This window comes from Kitasatospora sp. NPDC004723 (assembly GCF_040609255.1).
Classification (GTDB): Bacteria; Actinomycetota; Actinomycetes; order Streptomycetales; family Streptomycetaceae; genus Kitasatospora.
On sequence record NZ_JBEXJT010000024.1, the window covers coordinates 18,031 to 31,638 of the forward strand.

The window sequence follows — 13,608 nt, forward strand, 5'->3', positions numbered from 1 at the left end:
TTCCGTAGGACTTAAGCGGGGAGTGACTCCCCACAATCGCATCCCGGGAGGAGTGCACCCGTGACCACCGTCGCCCCCCGTTCGACCCGCACCGCGGGGCCGGCCCGCGCGCCCAGACTGCGCGCGGACGCCAGCCGCAACCGTGAACGGATCGTCCTGGCGGCCCGGGACGCGTTCGTCGAGCACGGCGCGGACGCGCCGCTGGACGAAATCGCGAAGCGGGCGGGCGTCGGAAACGCTACGCTCTACCGGAACTTCCCCACCAGGACGGCGCTGATCCGCGAGGTGGCACTGCTCGTCAAGAACCGCATCGTGGCGATCGCCGAACGGGCGGCCGCCGAGGCCGCCGGCCCGTTCGACGCCCTGGAGCGGTTCGCCCACGAGACCGTCGACGAGAAGGTCGGCGCGCTCTGCCCGATGCTCACCAACCACGTCGACCCGCACGACCCCGAGCTGGCGGAGGCGCGCGAGCGTCTGCTGTCCGTCGCCGGCGGTCTGCTGGAGCGGGCACAGGCGGCGGGCGAGGCCCGGGCGGACGTCGGCCACGGCGACCTCTTCATCGCCCTCAGCCAGCTCACGCGTCCGCTGCCGGGCACCTCGTGCCACCTCCTGGACGAGTTCGTCCACCGGCACCTGCAACTGTTCCTGGACGGCATGCGGGCGCCCGCCCCTTCCGTCCTGCCCGGCCGGGCAGCGATCTTCGAGGACTTCCACGACGACCACTGACCCACCGCCACCGCGCCGGCCGACCGGCGTGACCTGACCTCCGATACGCCCTTCACCGCGGGGACACGGCTCGGCCGCCGCGGCGTGCCCACCGCTGCTGCCCGTGACCGGGCCGCGCCTCCGGCACGCCCGCACGTTCCGCCCGCACCCGCGCCCCGCGCACCTTCCGCACGCCCAGCACCTTCCGCACCTCTCGCACCGAAGTGAGTACCTCCATGCCGCAAACCGACGCCCAACCCGCCCTCCAGCCTGATCCGAGGCGCTGGAAGGCCCTCATATTCATCGGCCTCGCGCAGCTGATGGTCGTCCTCGACGCCACCATCGTGAACATCGCGCTGCCGTCCGCGCAGAAGGACCTCGGCATCACCGACGGCAACCGCCAGTGGGTGATCACCGCGTACGCGCTCGCCTTCGGCGGTCTGCTGCTCTTCGGCGGCCGGGTGGCCGACCTGTGGGGGCGCAAGCGGGCCTTCGTGGTCGGCCTGACCGGCTTCGCGCTGGCCTCCGCGCTGGGCGGCGCCGCCGCCAACACCGCGATGCTGCTCGGCGCGCGCGCCCTGCAGGGCGTCTTCGGTGCGCTGCTGGCCCCCGCCGCGCTCTCGCTGCTGGCCGTGATGTTCACCGAGGCCAAGGAGCGCGCCAAGGCGTTCGGCATCTACGGTGCGATCGCCGGCGGTGGCGGTGCGATCGGTCTGATCCTCGGCGGCCTGCTGACCGAGTACATGAACTGGCGCTGGACCTTCTTCGTCAACATCCCGTTCGCCGTGATCGCCGCCGTCGGCGCGGTCATGGTGATCCGCGAGCCGGCCGTCGGCCGCAACCGCAACCGCCTCGACATCCCGGGCGTGCTGCTGGTCACCACCGGTCTGGTCTCGCTGGTCTACGCCTTCACCCGGGCCGAGTCGGACGGCTGGAGCTCGGGCGTGACCATCGGCCTGTTCGTCGCCGCCGCCGTGCTGCTGGCCGCGTTCGTCGTGGTCGAGCAGAAGGTCAAGGCGCCGCTGCTGCCGCTGCGCGTCGTGCTGGACCGCAACCGCGGTGGCGTCTACCTTGCGCTGGGCATGGCCGTGATCGGCATGTTCGGTCTCTTCCTGTTCCTGACCTACTACCTGCAGATCGTGCTCGACTACAGCCCGGTCCTGACCGGCGTGGCCTTCCTGCCCATGGTGGCGGGCATGATCACCGGCTCGACCCAGATCGGCGCCCGGCTGATGACCCGCGTCCCGGCGCGGTTCCTGATGGCGCCCGGCTTCCTGGTCGCCTCGCTCGGCATGCTCATCCTGACCCAGATCGACCTGGACAGCTCCTACCCGGCGCTGATCCTGCCCGGCCTGGTCCTGATGGGCCTGGGCATGGGCACCGCGTTCATGCCGGCCATGAGCCTGGCCACGCACGGCGTCCAGCCGCGCGACGCGGGTGTGGCGTCCGCCATGGTCAACACCTCGCAGCAGGTCGGCGGCGCCATCGGCACCGCGCTGCTGAACACCATCGCGGCCAGCGCCACCACCACCTGGCTGGCGGCCCACGCGGCTTCCGCCACCACCCCGGCCGCCGCGCAGGCGGTGCAGTTCCAGGGCATGGTGCACGGCTTCTCCACCGCGATCTGGTGGTCCTTCGGCATCCTGGTGCTGGCGTCCGTGGCCGCGTTCACCCTGGTCAACGCCGGTCGCCCCGGCTCCGGCGAGGGCGCGGCGGCCGACGCGTCGGCCGCCGACGAGGTCCCGGTGCTGGTGCACTGACCCCTGCGGAGTGCGCGACGGTGCGCCACGGCCCGTCCGGTGTCTTCACGACACCGGGCGGGCCGTTCGCCGTTTCCGGGACCGGTAAGAACCGCGGCGGGAACGCGGCGGGAACGCGGCGAGGACCCCGGTGAGCACCCCCGATGGAAATGGGGAATGATCCCCGCTTATTCTGGTCGGGCTTCGAAGCGGGGACGACTCCCCGCTTCACTCCGACCGAGGTGCGTGGACATGACCCGGAATCAGGGAACCGGCGGCGGACGCGGGCAACGCGCCGCCGACTGGACCGACGGCCGGCTGGGGATCTACACCCTGGCCAGGGCCAACCTGCGGAAGATCTTCCCGGACCACTGGTCCTTCATGCTGGGCGAGATCTGCCTCTACACCTTCCTCATCATCATCCTGACCGGCGTCTGGCTGACGCTGTTCTTCAAGCCGAGCATGGGCGAGATCGTCTACGACGGCTCGTACGTGCCGCTCAAGGGCGTGCCGATGTCCGAGGCCTACGCCTCGACGGTCGACATCAGCTTCGAGGTGCGCGGCGGCCTGCTGATCCGCCAGATCCACCACTGGGCGGCGCTCGTCTTCATCGCGGCGATGTTCGTCCACATGATGCGGGTCTTCTTCACCGGCGCGTTCCGCAAGCCCCGCGAGATCAACTGGCTGTTCGGCTTCCTGCTGCTCTTCCTCGGCATGCTGGACGGCTTCTTCGGCTACTCGCTGCCGGACGACCTGCTGTCGGGCACCGGCATCCGCTTCGTCGAGGGCGCGATCCTCGCCGTCCCGCTGGTCGGCACCTACATCCAGATGTTCCTGTTCGGGGGCGAGTTCCCCGGCACCGACATCGTGCCGCGGTTCTTCACCATCCACGTACTGCTGATCCCGGGCATCATGCTCGGCCTGCTGGTGGCGCACCTGATCCTGGTCTTCCACCACAAGCACACCCAGTGGGCGGGACCCGGCCGGACGGAGAAGAACGTCGTCGGCATGCCGCTGATGCCGGTCTACATGGCCAAGGCCGGTGGCTTCTTCTTCCTGGTGTTCGGCCTGATCGCCACCGTCTCGGCGCTCGCCACGATCAATCCGATCTGGGCGTACGGCCCGTACCGCCCCGACCAGGTGTCCACCGACGCCCAGCCCGACTGGTACATGGGCTTCGCCGAAGGGCTCGTCCGGGTGATGCCCGGCTGGGAGGTCGGTCTGTGGGGCCACACCCTGAACCTCGGCGTGCTGGTCCCGTTCACGCTCTTCCCGCTCGTCCTCGGCGCGATCGCCGTCCACCCCTTCGTGGAGGCCTGGGCGACGAACGACCGGCGCGAACGCCACCTGCTGGACCGCCCGCGCAACGCCCCCGTCCGCACGGCACTCGGCGCGGCCTGGATCTCGCTCTACCTGGTGACGCTGGCCGGCGGCGGCAACGACCTCATCGCCACCCATCTGCACCTGTCGCTCAACACCATCACCTACGCCGTCCGGGTGGGATTCTTCGTCGTGCCGGTGGCCGTCTTCGTGATCACCAAGCGCTGGTGCCTGGGCCTGCAGCGGCGGGACAAGGAGAAGGTGCTGCACGGCCGTGAGACCGGCGTCATCAAGCGGCTGCCGCACGGCGAGTTCGTGGAGGTGCACGCCCCGCTCGCGCCGGCCGAACTGCACCGGCTCACCGCGCACGAGCAACCGCGAGCCCTCGAACTGCCCGCCGCCGTGGACGACAATGGAGTGGCCCACCCGGCCGGGGTCCTTGACCGCGCCCGTGCGAGGCTGTCCCGTGGGTTCCACGGAGAGGGCGCCGGGATCGCCAAGGCGACCGCCGAGGAGTTCCACCGGGCCACCGCGCACCACCCGACTGCCGCACAGCACCCGTCCGCCGTACAGCACGCCGTCACCGAGCACCACGAGAACGGCGGCGGGCGCGGCCACTGAGGCCGCGCGCCGCCCGCGACCACCCGCCGCAACGGAGAGGGAGGACACCGTGCACGACCGTACCGACCAGCTGGCCGACAGCAGATACCTCCTGCTCACCACCTTCGGCGAGGACGGCCGCCAGGTCCGCTCGCAGAGCTGGGTCGTGGCCGACGGCACGGCGCTCGGCATCTGGACGCCCGCCCACTCCGGCGAGGCCGAGCGGATCCGCCGCCACCCCAAGGTCCTGGTCGGCCCGTGCGACGCACACGGGCGGCCGACCGGGCGTCAGCTCCCGGCCCGGGCCGCCGTCTGCGACGCGGACGACACCGCCCGCTACCGCGCCTCGCTGATCAACAAGTACGGGCTGACGGCGTTCCTGGCGCTGGCCCGCAGCCGGATGCGGCTCGGGCTGGCCGGGACGATCGGCATCCGGATCACGCTCAACGAGCTGGAGCAGCGGCTGATCGGGCCGGAGTGGCCGGTGCCGACCACGTACTGCCCGAACTGAGCCGCCCTGAGCTGCCCCGGGCAGCCCCGACTCACCGGGCCGGGGGCCTCGCCGTCCCGCGCCGCGGCCGGCTCAGGCGGCGTCGCCGCCCGCGTCGTCGTCCGGCGCCCGGGCCAGGTCCCCCGGCTCGCAGGCCTCCCGGCCGGTCCCGGCGTGCACCACCTTGACCGCGCGGCCGGGACCGCCCGGCACCACCCGCTGCTCCCGGCCGCAGCGCGGGCAGATCAGCGGGATGCGCGACCGGGGGGCGCCCGGGCCGGCGGCGGCGTCCGGCTGGTTCACGACAGCGGGTGGGTCGGGACCGGGCTGACCTCCTGGATCTCGCCGTGGGCCTTGGTGAGCAGCTGCGAGGCGAGGTCGTTGAGCGCCCGTGCGGCCGCGATCTCCTCGCCCACCCTCAGCTGTTCCGGGTCGGAGGGGTGGCGGCTGGTGTAGCCGTGGGCGCGCAGCTCGGTCCCGTCCCCCAGACGCAGCAGGGCGGCGGCGGCCGTCCGCGGCCCCTCCTCGCGGAATTCCATCTCGATGTGCCAACCGACAAGAGTCTGCATGGCGGATCACCTCCGGCGGTCGCTTCTCGTCCGGTTACTCCTCCAGGGTGCGCCGTCCCCCCGGTGAACACCAGAGCAGACGGCCGGGGCGGCGCCCGGGGGACCGTTGAACGCGTTCAAGGAGCCACCGGCGGGGTGGGTCGGGCAGGGACGGTGAGGAGGAGGGTGCCGGTGTCGAGGGTGCGGACCTCGAAGTGGGCGATGGTGGTGGGCGGGTAGGCGGTGCCGCCGGTGGTGTGGAGCGGGGCGGCGGGGGCGTAGCCGGTGGCGGGGACGTTCCAGGTGGTCACCGTCTGGTGGCCGCCGGTGGCGGAGACCGCGACCAGGTCACAGGTCAACGGGCCCTGGACGCCGGACAGTTCGAGCGTGACCCGGCTGCCCCAAGGCGCGGGGTCCACACCGACCACGGCCTGGGCGCCGGTCGCCGGGTCCGTCGCGGTGAACCGGTGGGCGGCCGCGGTGGCGACCACGCCGGGCGCGGAGTCGGCGGTGATCACGGCGGCGGTCACCGCGGGGCCGGCGATCGTCAGCGCCGCCGCCGCGGCGACCAGCGCCAGCCTCCGGACGCGCCCGCGCCGCCGACGCGCCCGGACCTCCTCCATCAGCCGGTCGAGCAGCGCCGGGCCGGGCTGCGGCGCGGGGTCGACCGGGTCGGCGGCGGCCGCGTAGTCGCCGAGCAGCGCCTCGACCGGGCCCAGTTCGGCCAGTTGCCCGGCGCACTGCGGGCAGCCGGCGGCCAGGTGGGCGGCGAAGGCGGCACGTTCGGCCGGGTCCAGGACGCCGAGGACGTAGGCGCCGACGTCGAGGTGCACGGTCCGCGCGGGATCGGGTTCGGACGGTGTCACGATGTCACTCCCCGTTCCTCCAGCGCGAGCCTGAGCGCGCGCAGCGCGTAGAAGACCCGCGAGCGCACGGTGCCCGCGGGGATGCCGAGTTCGACGGCCGCCTCGTTGGCGGTGCGGCCCTTGAAGTAGGTCTCGACGATGACCGCACGGTGCGCGGCCGAGAGGTCGCCGAGTGCGTCGGCGACCGTCATCATCCGCAGCGCCCGGTCGAGTTCGTCCTCGGCCGGCAGCAACTCCAGGGGGCCGGCGTCGACTTCGCGCGGGCGGGCGAGTTCGGCACGGTGCTCGTCGATGACGATCCGGCGGGCGACGGTGGCGAGCCAGGGCCGCAGCGACCCGGCCGCCGGGTCCAGCCGGTGGAGGTTCCGCCAGGCGCGCAGCAGCGTCTCCTGCACGACGTCCTCGGCGCGCCGGCGGTCGCCGGCGACGAGGTGGAGGACGAAGCCGAACAGCGGCCCGGCGTGCTCCTGGTAGAGCGCGCGCATCAGCTCCTCGTCCGGTGCCGGCGCGCCCCGGACGACCGGGCGGCCGTCACCGGGAGGCTCCTCGGTCACCATCACATCCTCGCGCACGCGTGCCTCCGGGTCGAGCGCCGTCGTCGAGCGCCGACCGGCGCCAACGGGCGTCATCGGACATCATCGGACGTCGTCACGGACGGCCGGCTCAGTAGCCGGAGCCGCCGCTGCCGCCACTGCCGCTCATGCCGGCCCGGTCGCCGGTGGGGGTCGCCGCGAACCAGATGCCGTCGACGCCCTGCCCCTTGGTGTCACCGGGCTTCTGGTCGGGCGCGTAGCGGTAGAGCGGCCGGCCGGCCAGGGTGACCTGCTTGCTGCCGTCGGCGCGGGTGACGGTGCCGACCAGCTTGGCGTCGATGCCGCTGACCGGCACCGTGGTGCCGGTGGCCGGGACGGGCGGCCACAGCGCCGCGCAGCTGCCGTTGCAGGTGGCGGTGGGCGGGTTGGCGCTGTCGTGGTCGAAGCGGTAGAGCGTGAAGCCGGCGCTGTCGGTGACGATGGTGCCGAGGTGTGGGTCGTCGGTGGTCTTCAGGGTGGTCGCGGTCGTGCCCGGCGAGGCCGGGGCGCTGGACGCGGCGGGCGGGCTGGCGGGCGCCGAGCTGCTGCTGGAGCCGGACGAGCCGCAGCCCGCCACCAGGGCGGCCGCGGCCAGCCCGCCCGCGGCGAGCACGGCGAGCCGTCCCTGACGGCGGCCGAGTCGCCGACCCCGTCCGCTGGTGTGATCATCGGTCGAGCCGTCGGTGCGGTGGGTGGTGCGCATGGTGACCGCTCCCCGGTCGATGGGGGTGCACGTCGGTGCCGGACACCCTCCGGTACGGACGGGAGCCGCCGTCCGCTCAACGGGCGACCCGGTCGGGTCCCCGGAATAGCGCGCGGGCAGCAGCCGTTGTGGGGGGCACATGGCCTTGACCGCCACCACCGGAAGGGCAGGAACCGCGACATGAGCAGCACGGTCGAGCTGACCAAGGAGAACTTCGACGAGATCGTCCCCGGACCGGACGGCAAGGATTTCGTCTTCATCGACTTCTGGGCGGGCTGGTGCGGCCCGTGCCGCCAGTTCGCGCCGGTCTACGAGAAGGCCGCCGAGCGCCACCCCGACCTGGTCTTCGCCAAGGTGGACACCGAGGCGCAGCAGGAGCTGGCGGCGGCCTTCGGCATCCAGTCGATCCCCACGCTGGCGATCATCCGTGAGGGCGTGCTCGTCTTCTCCCAGGCGGGCGCGCTGCCCGAGCCGGTGTTCGAGGACCTGATCGGCCAGGCCCGCGGGCTGGACATGGCCGAGGTCAAGCGGAAGGTCGCGGCGGAGCAGGACGGCGGCCCCCGGGAGGCGTGACGCCCGGCCGCTCGACCGGCCCGTCCGTCACGGCGAGCCCCGGGGTGGTTCCTCCACCCGCGGGGCTCGCCGCCGTGCGTTCGGGCGCGGCGGTCAGTCCTCGCTCCAGGCGGTGAGACGGGCCGCGAGCGCACGCAGTTCGTCCCGCAGGGCGTCGGGGCGGCGCACGGTGAAGGGCCAGCCGAGGCCGGCCAGCATCACGGCCATGCCGTCGAGCCGCTCGGCCCGCGCGTGGAACAGGACGCGCCCGTCCTCGGTCCCGGTGAGCGTGCCGGCGGTGGGCGGGATGCGGTGCCGGGCCTCGGCGAGGGTGGTCGTGAGGACCACCTCGACCTCGTGCGTCCACGGCACCGAGGCGAGCGACTCCAGCACCCGCTGCACCGGGTCGACACCGGCCGGCGGTTCGAAGCCGGTCTCCCGCTGGTCGACCGAACGGATCCGGTCCAGCCGGAAGGTCCGCTGCTCGCCGCTGCGGTGGTCCAGACCCGTGGTGTACCAGCGGCCCGAGTGGAAGACCAGCCCGTACGGGTCGAACTCGCGCTCGCTGGGCGCGCCCGCGCGGTCCCGGTAGTCGAGCCGGACGCGGCGCCGGCGGCGGGCCGCCTCGGCGAGCGCGAAGAGCGCGGCGGCGGCCGGGCTGGGGCCGGCGGTGGGCGCGGCGGTCAGGCCGAGGGTCTGCTCGACGGCCTCGACCCGCTCGCGCAGCTGCGGCGGCAGCACCCGCTGGATCTTGGCGAGCGCCGACTCGCCGGCCTGCTCCCCCACCGACAGCCCGGACCGCCGGCCGGCCAGCAGACCGAGGACGACGGAGGCGGCCTCGTCCCCGGTGAGCATCAGCGGCGGCAGCCGGTACCCCGGCATCAGCCGGTAGCCGCCGTAGCGGCCCCGCTCGGCCCGGACGGGGATGCCGAGTTCGGCGAGCCGGGCCGCGTACCGGCGCACGGTGCGGACGTCGACCTCCAGCCGCGCGGCGAGTTCGGCGCCGGTCAGGCCGGGTCGGGCCTGGAGCAGTTCGAGCAGGGCGAGGACACGGCTGACCGGGTGTTCCACGGGTCCTGTGCTCCTCGGGGCGGCTGGGGTTCGCCCGGAAGAGGGTCGACCGCATCGATGGATCGGTCGACGAGCCGATTAATCCGGTCGAGTTCTGTCCTGATGCGATTCTAGGCTCGGAGTCGACGACGGGCAGCCGGGCGTGGCTCCCGGTCGCTCCGTTCCCGGTTCGCCCCGTCCCCGACCGCGCGGCCCGGTACCCAGGACACGAAACTCCAGGAGAGGACCCTCCCCCCATGAGCACCTTCGTACTCGTTCCCGGTTTCTGGCTCGGCGGCTGGGCGTGGGACGCGGTGGCCGAACCGCTGCGCGCCGCCGGCCACACCGTGCACGCGGTGACCCTGCCCGGGCTCGCCGAACGGGCCGACGAGGCCTCGCCCGAGACCGGTGTGTCGGCCCACGTCGACGACCTGGTCGACCTGCTGGTCCGCGAGGACCTCCGGGACGTGGTCCTGGTCGCGCACAGCGGCGGCACCCTCGCCGTGAGCGGCGCGGCCGACCGGGTACCGGAGCGGATCCGCCGGGTGGTGTGGGTCGACTCCGGCCCGATGGCCGGCGGCGTCGCGATCGCCGACCTCTGGGACCCGGCCTACCGCGCCGCGCTGGAGGCCTCACTGGTCGACGGCTGGCGGGTGCCGCTGCCCTCCTGGGAGGTGCTGGCCTCGGGCGGCGCCGACGTGGCCGGGGTGGACGAGGCCGGTCTCGCCCGGTTCCGCGCGCTGGCGACCGACCAGCCGGGCCGTACGCTCCGCGAGCCGTTGCGGCTGACCGGCGGTGCCGACAAGCTGCCGAAGGCCCTGGTCTCCTGCTCGATCCCGCTGGCGCAGGTCCGGGAGATGATCGCCGCCGGGCACCCGTACTTCGCGGCGCTCGGCGGGGCGGAGTGGGAGCTGCGCGAGCTGCCGACCGGGCACTGGCCGATGTTCTCCCGGCCGGCCGAAACGGCGGCGGTGCTGGCGGAGTTGGCGCAGGCCGAGTAGCGCGGGCCACGGCCGGGGCAACGGGCGGGCACCCGGCGGACGACGGACGGGGCGACGGTACGGTGATGCCGGCCGCCGCCTCGCCCGCGTGTTCGGCCGCGCACCGCGGGCGGGGCGGCGCAGGATGGGCACGGCACCACGGCACACCCGCGAGAGCACGGAGGAACACGGATGACCGCCCCCCAGTCCACCGCCCCCGAGGAGTACGACGTCATTGTGATCGGCGCGGGTCCGACCGGCGAGAACGTCGCCGACCGGACGGCCGCCGCCGGGCTGCGCACCGTGATCGTGGAGAGCGAACTGGTCGGCGGCGAGTGCTCCTACTGGGCCTGCATGCCGAGCAAGGCACTACTGCGCCCGGTGGCCGCGCTGGCCGACGCCCGCGCGGTGGCCGGCTCCCGGGAGGCGGTCGGCAAGGGTGCCCTGGACCCGGCCGCGGTGCTCGCCCGGCGTGACGCGTTCACCTCGCACTGGCAGGACGACGGCCAGGTGCGGTGGCTCCGCGACACCGGCATCGACCTGGTCCGCGGCCACGGCCGGCTGGCCGGCGAGCGGCAGGTGACGGTCGAGGCGGAGGACGGCAGCGAACGGGTCCTGGTGGCCCGGCACGCGGTGGCGGTCTGCACCGGCAGCCGGCCGGTGCTGCCGCAGGGCGTCCCCGGGCTGGCCGACGCGCGCCCGTGGACCAACCGGGAGGCGACCGGCTCGCCGACGGTCCCCGGGCGGCTGGCGGTGGTCGGCGGCGGCGTGGTCGGCGTGGAGCTGGCCACCGCCTGGCGGGCGCTCGGCTCGGAGGTGGTGCTGCTGGTCCGCGGGAGCGGACTGCTGCCCCGGATGGAGCCGTTCGCCGGCGAGCTGGTGGCGGAGGGCCTGCGGGCGGCCGGGGTGGACCTCCGGTTCGGGACGGAGGTCGCCGCGCTGGAGCGACCGGCGGCGGACGGCGGGCCCTCCGAGGTCACCCTGGTGCTGGGCGACGGCGAGCGGCTGACCGTGGACGAGGTGCTGTACGCCACCGGGCGCGCCCCGCGCACCGCGGACATCGGCCTGGAGCAGGTCGGCCTGCACCCCGGCGGCTGGCTCGACGTGGACGACAGCTGCACCGTGCTCGGGGTCGACGGTGGCTGGCTGTACGCGGCCGGGGACGTCAACCACCGGGCGCTGCTCACCCACCAGGGCAAGTACCAGGCGCGGATCACCGGCGCGGCGATCGTCGCGCGCGCCCAGGGGCGTTCGCTGGACACCGCTCGCTGGGGCACGCACGCCGCGTCCGCCGACAGCGCGGGTGCGCCCCAGGTGGTCTTCACGCACCCGGAGGTCGCGGCCGTCGGCCTGACCCTGGACGCCGCCGAGCGGGCCGGACTTCGGGTCAAGGCCATCGACCACGATCTCGGCGCGGTCGCCGGTGCCTCGCTCTACGGCGACGACTACCGGGGCCGGGCCCGGGCGGTGTTCGACCTGGACCGGGAGGTGCTGGTCGGCGTGTCGTTCGTCGGGCCGGGCGTCTCCGAGCTGCTGCACTCGGCGACCGTCGCGGTGGTCGGCGAGGTGCCGATCGACCGGCTCTGGCACGCGGTGCCCGCCTATCCGACGATCAGCGAGGTCTGGCTGCGGCTGCTGGAGGGCTGCCGGGGCTGACCGCCGCCAGGGCGGGGCCGCCCCCGGCCCCGCCCTGCTCGCCCTGCTCACCCGCACCGGCCCGGCGGCCCGGCGCGACCCGGCGCGGCGAGATGTGGCGGACGTCCGACGGCGGGACACTGGCCCGGGGAGGGTGTCCGGGCGGGGCCGTTTCGCCGAGCAGGTGGTGTGTGGCAATGAGCGAAGTGCTGTTGGCCGTCGGAACCGAGAAGGGCCTCTTCCTCGGACGCAGCCGCGACCGGTTGGACTGGGAGTTCAGCGGGCCGCACTTCCGGATGAACGCGATCTACTCCGTCGCGATCGACCGCCGGGACCGCGCGGACGGCGGGCCCCGGCAGGACGGCGGTGTCCGGCTGTTGGTGGGCGCCGACAGCAGCCACTGGGGGCCGTCGGTCTGGCGCTCGGACGACCTCGGCGCGAGCTGGTTCGAGCCGTCCACACCCGCGATCCGCTTCCCCGAGCACACCGGCGCCGCGCTCACCCGGGTCTGGCAGCTCCAGCCGGCCGGACCCGAGGCCCCCGGTGTGGTCTACGCGGGCACCGAGCCCGCCGCGCTGTTCCGCTCCGAGGACGGCGGCGAGAACTTCGCGCTGGTGGAAGCCCTCTGGGAGCACCCGCAGCGCAGCGAGTGGGGCGCCGGGTACGGCGGCCAGGGCCTGCACACGATCCTCACCGACCCGCGCGACCCTCAGCGGCTGCTGATCGCCGTCTCCAGCGGCGGCGTCTACCGCAGCAAGGACGGCGGCGGCAGCTGGCAGCCGTCCAACTCCGGCCTGCGGGCCGAGTTCCTGCCGGAGGAGAGCCAGTACCCCGAGTTCGGCCAGTGCGTGCACAAGATCGCCCGGGACGCCGTCAACCCGGACCGGCTCTACCTGCAGAACCACGGCGGCGTCTACCGCAGCGACGACGGCGGCGCGAGCTGGCGCTCGATCGCCGACGGGCTGCCCGCCGACTTCGGCTTCGCGATCGCCGCCCACCCGCGCCGCGCCGACACCGCGTACGTGTTCCCGCTCGGCGGCGCCGACGACCGGATCCCGCCCGGGCGCCGCTGCCGGGTCTTCCGCACCAACGACGCCGGGGAGAGCTGGCAGGCGCTCGCCGAGGGCCTGCCGGGCGAGGACCACTACGGCATCGTGCTGCGCGACGCGCTGCGCACCGACGACGTCGAGCCGGCCGGCATCTACTTCGGCAACCGGACCGGTGACGTCTACGCGAGCCACGACGAGGGCGAGCACTGGGCGTTGCTGGTCTCCCACCTGCCGGACGTGCTCTGCGTCCGGGCAGCCGTGATCGCGGACTGACGCGCCGTCGGGGGCGGGGGGCGGACCGGGCCGTCGGGATCAGGTGTCGTACTCGCCGTCCCACGGGGCGTGGAAGCCGAGGTTGTCGGGGTAGAGCTCGGCCCAGTCGTCCTCCGTCGCGTCCTCGCCGTGCCGTTCGACGACCAGGCCGAAGAGGCAGCCGTCGACGTGCAGCGCGAAGGGCGCGACCGCGATGTCCCCGAACTCCCGCTCCGGCAGGGCCGCCAGCCACTCCCCCAGCAGCTCGGCGGCGGCGTTGGCGACACCGGGGACCTCGCCGGGCACCGCCTCGATCCGGGAGTCCAGGTGGCGCCCGGCGTCGTCGAACCGGTGCAGTACGGCGAAGCAGCCGCCGCCCTCGCGGTTCACCGCCCCCTCCGGGACGGCGTAGGTGACGGAGGCGAAGAACTGGCCGCCCCGGAAGCGGCCGATGGTGTCGGTGCGGTAGCCGGGCTCGTGGACGATCGGGATGACCTCGGGGACGCTCATACCGGAACGGTAGGCGCCGCCACCGACACCCCGGGCC

15 protein-coding genes are annotated in these 13,608 nt (G+C 74.1%); 8 read left to right on the plus strand and 7 right to left on the minus strand.

What is annotated here, in order from left to right; translation table 11 throughout:
• Window positions 1–60: 60 nt before the first annotated feature.
• From ABZW10_RS22405 to ABZW10_RS22420, 4 genes are all read left to right on the plus strand, one after another.
• Complete coding sequence (locus ABZW10_RS22405) at window positions 61–726, plus strand: TetR/AcrR family transcriptional regulator (RefSeq protein WP_355368654.1); 666 nt, start codon at window positions 61–63, stop codon at window positions 724–726.
• Window positions 727–941: 215 nt separating this feature from the next.
• The gene (locus ABZW10_RS22410; RefSeq protein WP_355368656.1) at window positions 942–2,465 is read left to right on the plus strand and encodes an MFS transporter; all 1,524 of its coding nucleotides are present in this window, start codon (window positions 942–944) and stop codon (window positions 2,463–2,465) included.
• A gap of 231 nt (window positions 2,466–2,696) precedes the next feature.
• Window positions 2,697–4,385, plus strand: coding sequence for a ubiquinol-cytochrome c reductase cytochrome b subunit (locus tag ABZW10_RS22415; RefSeq protein WP_355368658.1), 1,689 nt, complete (start codon window positions 2,697–2,699; stop codon window positions 4,383–4,385).
• Window positions 4,386–4,434: 49 nt separating this feature from the next.
• On the plus strand, window positions 4,435–4,875 hold the full coding sequence (locus ABZW10_RS22420; protein ID WP_355368660.1) for a PPOX class F420-dependent oxidoreductase: 441 nt from the start codon (window positions 4,435–4,437) through the stop codon (window positions 4,873–4,875).
• 72 nt (window positions 4,876–4,947) lie between these two features.
• Here the strand turns inward: ABZW10_RS22420 and ABZW10_RS22425 are convergent, their stop codons facing one another.
• From ABZW10_RS22425 to ABZW10_RS22445, 5 genes are all read right to left on the minus strand, one after another.
• Window positions 4,948–5,157 carry a hypothetical protein gene (locus ABZW10_RS22425; RefSeq protein ID WP_355368662.1) on the minus strand — a complete coding sequence of 70 codons (210 nt, stop codon included), beginning with the start codon at window positions 5,155–5,157 and terminating at the stop codon, window positions 4,948–4,950.
• Window positions 5,154–5,423, minus strand: a complete 270-nt coding sequence (locus tag ABZW10_RS22430; protein WP_350545708.1) for a DUF1876 domain-containing protein — start codon at window positions 5,421–5,423, stop codon at window positions 5,154–5,156. The genes ABZW10_RS22425 and ABZW10_RS22430 overlap by 4 nt, the downstream gene beginning before the upstream one ends.
• Before the next feature lie 116 nt (window positions 5,424–5,539).
• Window positions 5,540–6,268 carry a hypothetical protein gene (locus ABZW10_RS22435; RefSeq protein WP_355368665.1) on the minus strand — a complete coding sequence of 243 codons (729 nt, stop codon included), beginning with the start codon at window positions 6,266–6,268 and terminating at the stop codon, window positions 5,540–5,542.
• Window positions 6,265–6,825 (minus strand): sigma-70 family RNA polymerase sigma factor, encoded by a 561-nt coding sequence (locus ABZW10_RS22440; protein WP_355368837.1) that lies wholly within the window; start codon window positions 6,823–6,825, stop codon window positions 6,265–6,267. The genes ABZW10_RS22435 and ABZW10_RS22440 overlap by 4 nt, the downstream gene beginning before the upstream one ends.
• A 106-nt stretch (window positions 6,826–6,931) precedes the next feature.
• Window positions 6,932–7,543, minus strand: a complete 612-nt coding sequence (locus tag ABZW10_RS22445; RefSeq protein WP_355368667.1) for a hypothetical protein — start codon at window positions 7,541–7,543, stop codon at window positions 6,932–6,934.
• 180 nt (window positions 7,544–7,723) lie between these two features.
• Between ABZW10_RS22445 and ABZW10_RS22450 the strand changes: the two genes are divergently transcribed.
• Window positions 7,724–8,116, plus strand: coding sequence for a thioredoxin domain-containing protein (locus ABZW10_RS22450; RefSeq protein WP_355368669.1), 393 nt, complete (start codon window positions 7,724–7,726; stop codon window positions 8,114–8,116).
• 93 nt (window positions 8,117–8,209) lie between these two features.
• Here the strand turns inward: ABZW10_RS22450 and ABZW10_RS22455 are convergent, their stop codons facing one another.
• Window positions 8,210–9,166, minus strand: a complete 957-nt coding sequence (locus ABZW10_RS22455) for a YafY family protein (RefSeq protein ID WP_355368671.1) — start codon at window positions 9,164–9,166, stop codon at window positions 8,210–8,212.
• Window positions 9,167–9,402: 236 nt separating this feature from the next.
• Between ABZW10_RS22455 and ABZW10_RS22460 the strand changes: the two genes are divergently transcribed.
• From ABZW10_RS22460 to ABZW10_RS22470, 3 genes are all read left to right on the plus strand, one after another.
• Window positions 9,403–10,146, plus strand: a complete 744-nt coding sequence (locus tag ABZW10_RS22460; RefSeq protein WP_355368673.1) for an alpha/beta hydrolase — start codon at window positions 9,403–9,405, stop codon at window positions 10,144–10,146.
• Between the two features lie 171 nt (window positions 10,147–10,317).
• Window positions 10,318–11,781 carry an NAD(P)/FAD-dependent oxidoreductase gene (locus tag ABZW10_RS22465; protein WP_355368675.1) on the plus strand — a complete coding sequence of 488 codons (1,464 nt, stop codon included), beginning with the start codon at window positions 10,318–10,320 and terminating at the stop codon, window positions 11,779–11,781.
• A gap of 176 nt (window positions 11,782–11,957) precedes the next feature.
• The gene (locus ABZW10_RS22470) at window positions 11,958–13,082 is read left to right on the plus strand and encodes an exo-alpha-sialidase (protein ID WP_355368677.1); all 1,125 of its coding nucleotides are present in this window, start codon (window positions 11,958–11,960) and stop codon (window positions 13,080–13,082) included.
• Between the two features lie 39 nt (window positions 13,083–13,121).
• On the opposite strand, the gene ABZW10_RS22475 is transcribed toward ABZW10_RS22470, so the two are convergent.
• Complete coding sequence (locus ABZW10_RS22475; protein ID WP_355368679.1) at window positions 13,122–13,571, minus strand: hypothetical protein; 450 nt, start codon at window positions 13,569–13,571, stop codon at window positions 13,122–13,124.
• Window positions 13,572–13,608 lie beyond the last annotated feature (37 nt).

What these genes read in the sequence shown, in the direction of transcription:
- ABZW10_RS22430 (WP_350545708.1), bottom strand. Translation starts at nt 5,423, where the DNA reads ATGCAGACTCTTGTCGGTTGGCACATCGAGATGGAATTCCGCGAGGAG.
- ABZW10_RS22470 (WP_355368677.1), top strand. Translation starts at nt 11,958, where the DNA reads ATGAGCGAAGTGCTGTTGGCCGTCGGAACCGAGAAGGGCCTCTTCCTC.
- ABZW10_RS22460 (WP_355368673.1), top strand. Translation starts at nt 9,403, where the DNA reads ATGAGCACCTTCGTACTCGTTCCCGGTTTCTGGCTCGGCGGCTGGGCG.
- ABZW10_RS22415 (WP_355368658.1), top strand. Translation starts at nt 2,697, where the DNA reads ATGACCCGGAATCAGGGAACCGGCGGCGGACGCGGGCAACGCGCCGCC.
- ABZW10_RS22410 (WP_355368656.1), top strand. Translation starts at nt 942, where the DNA reads ATGCCGCAAACCGACGCCCAACCCGCCCTCCAGCCTGATCCGAGGCGC.
- ABZW10_RS22445 (WP_355368667.1), bottom strand. Translation starts at nt 7,543, where the DNA reads ATGCGCACCACCCACCGCACCGACGGCTCGACCGATGATCACACCAGC.
- ABZW10_RS22450 (WP_355368669.1), top strand. Translation starts at nt 7,724, where the DNA reads ATGAGCAGCACGGTCGAGCTGACCAAGGAGAACTTCGACGAGATCGTC.
- ABZW10_RS22440 (WP_355368837.1), bottom strand. Translation starts at nt 6,825, where the DNA reads ATGGTGACCGAGGAGCCTCCCGGTGACGGCCGCCCGGTCGTCCGGGGC.
- ABZW10_RS22475 (WP_355368679.1), bottom strand. Translation starts at nt 13,571, where the DNA reads ATGAGCGTCCCCGAGGTCATCCCGATCGTCCACGAGCCCGGCTACCGC.
- ABZW10_RS22465 (WP_355368675.1), top strand. Translation starts at nt 10,318, where the DNA reads ATGACCGCCCCCCAGTCCACCGCCCCCGAGGAGTACGACGTCATTGTG.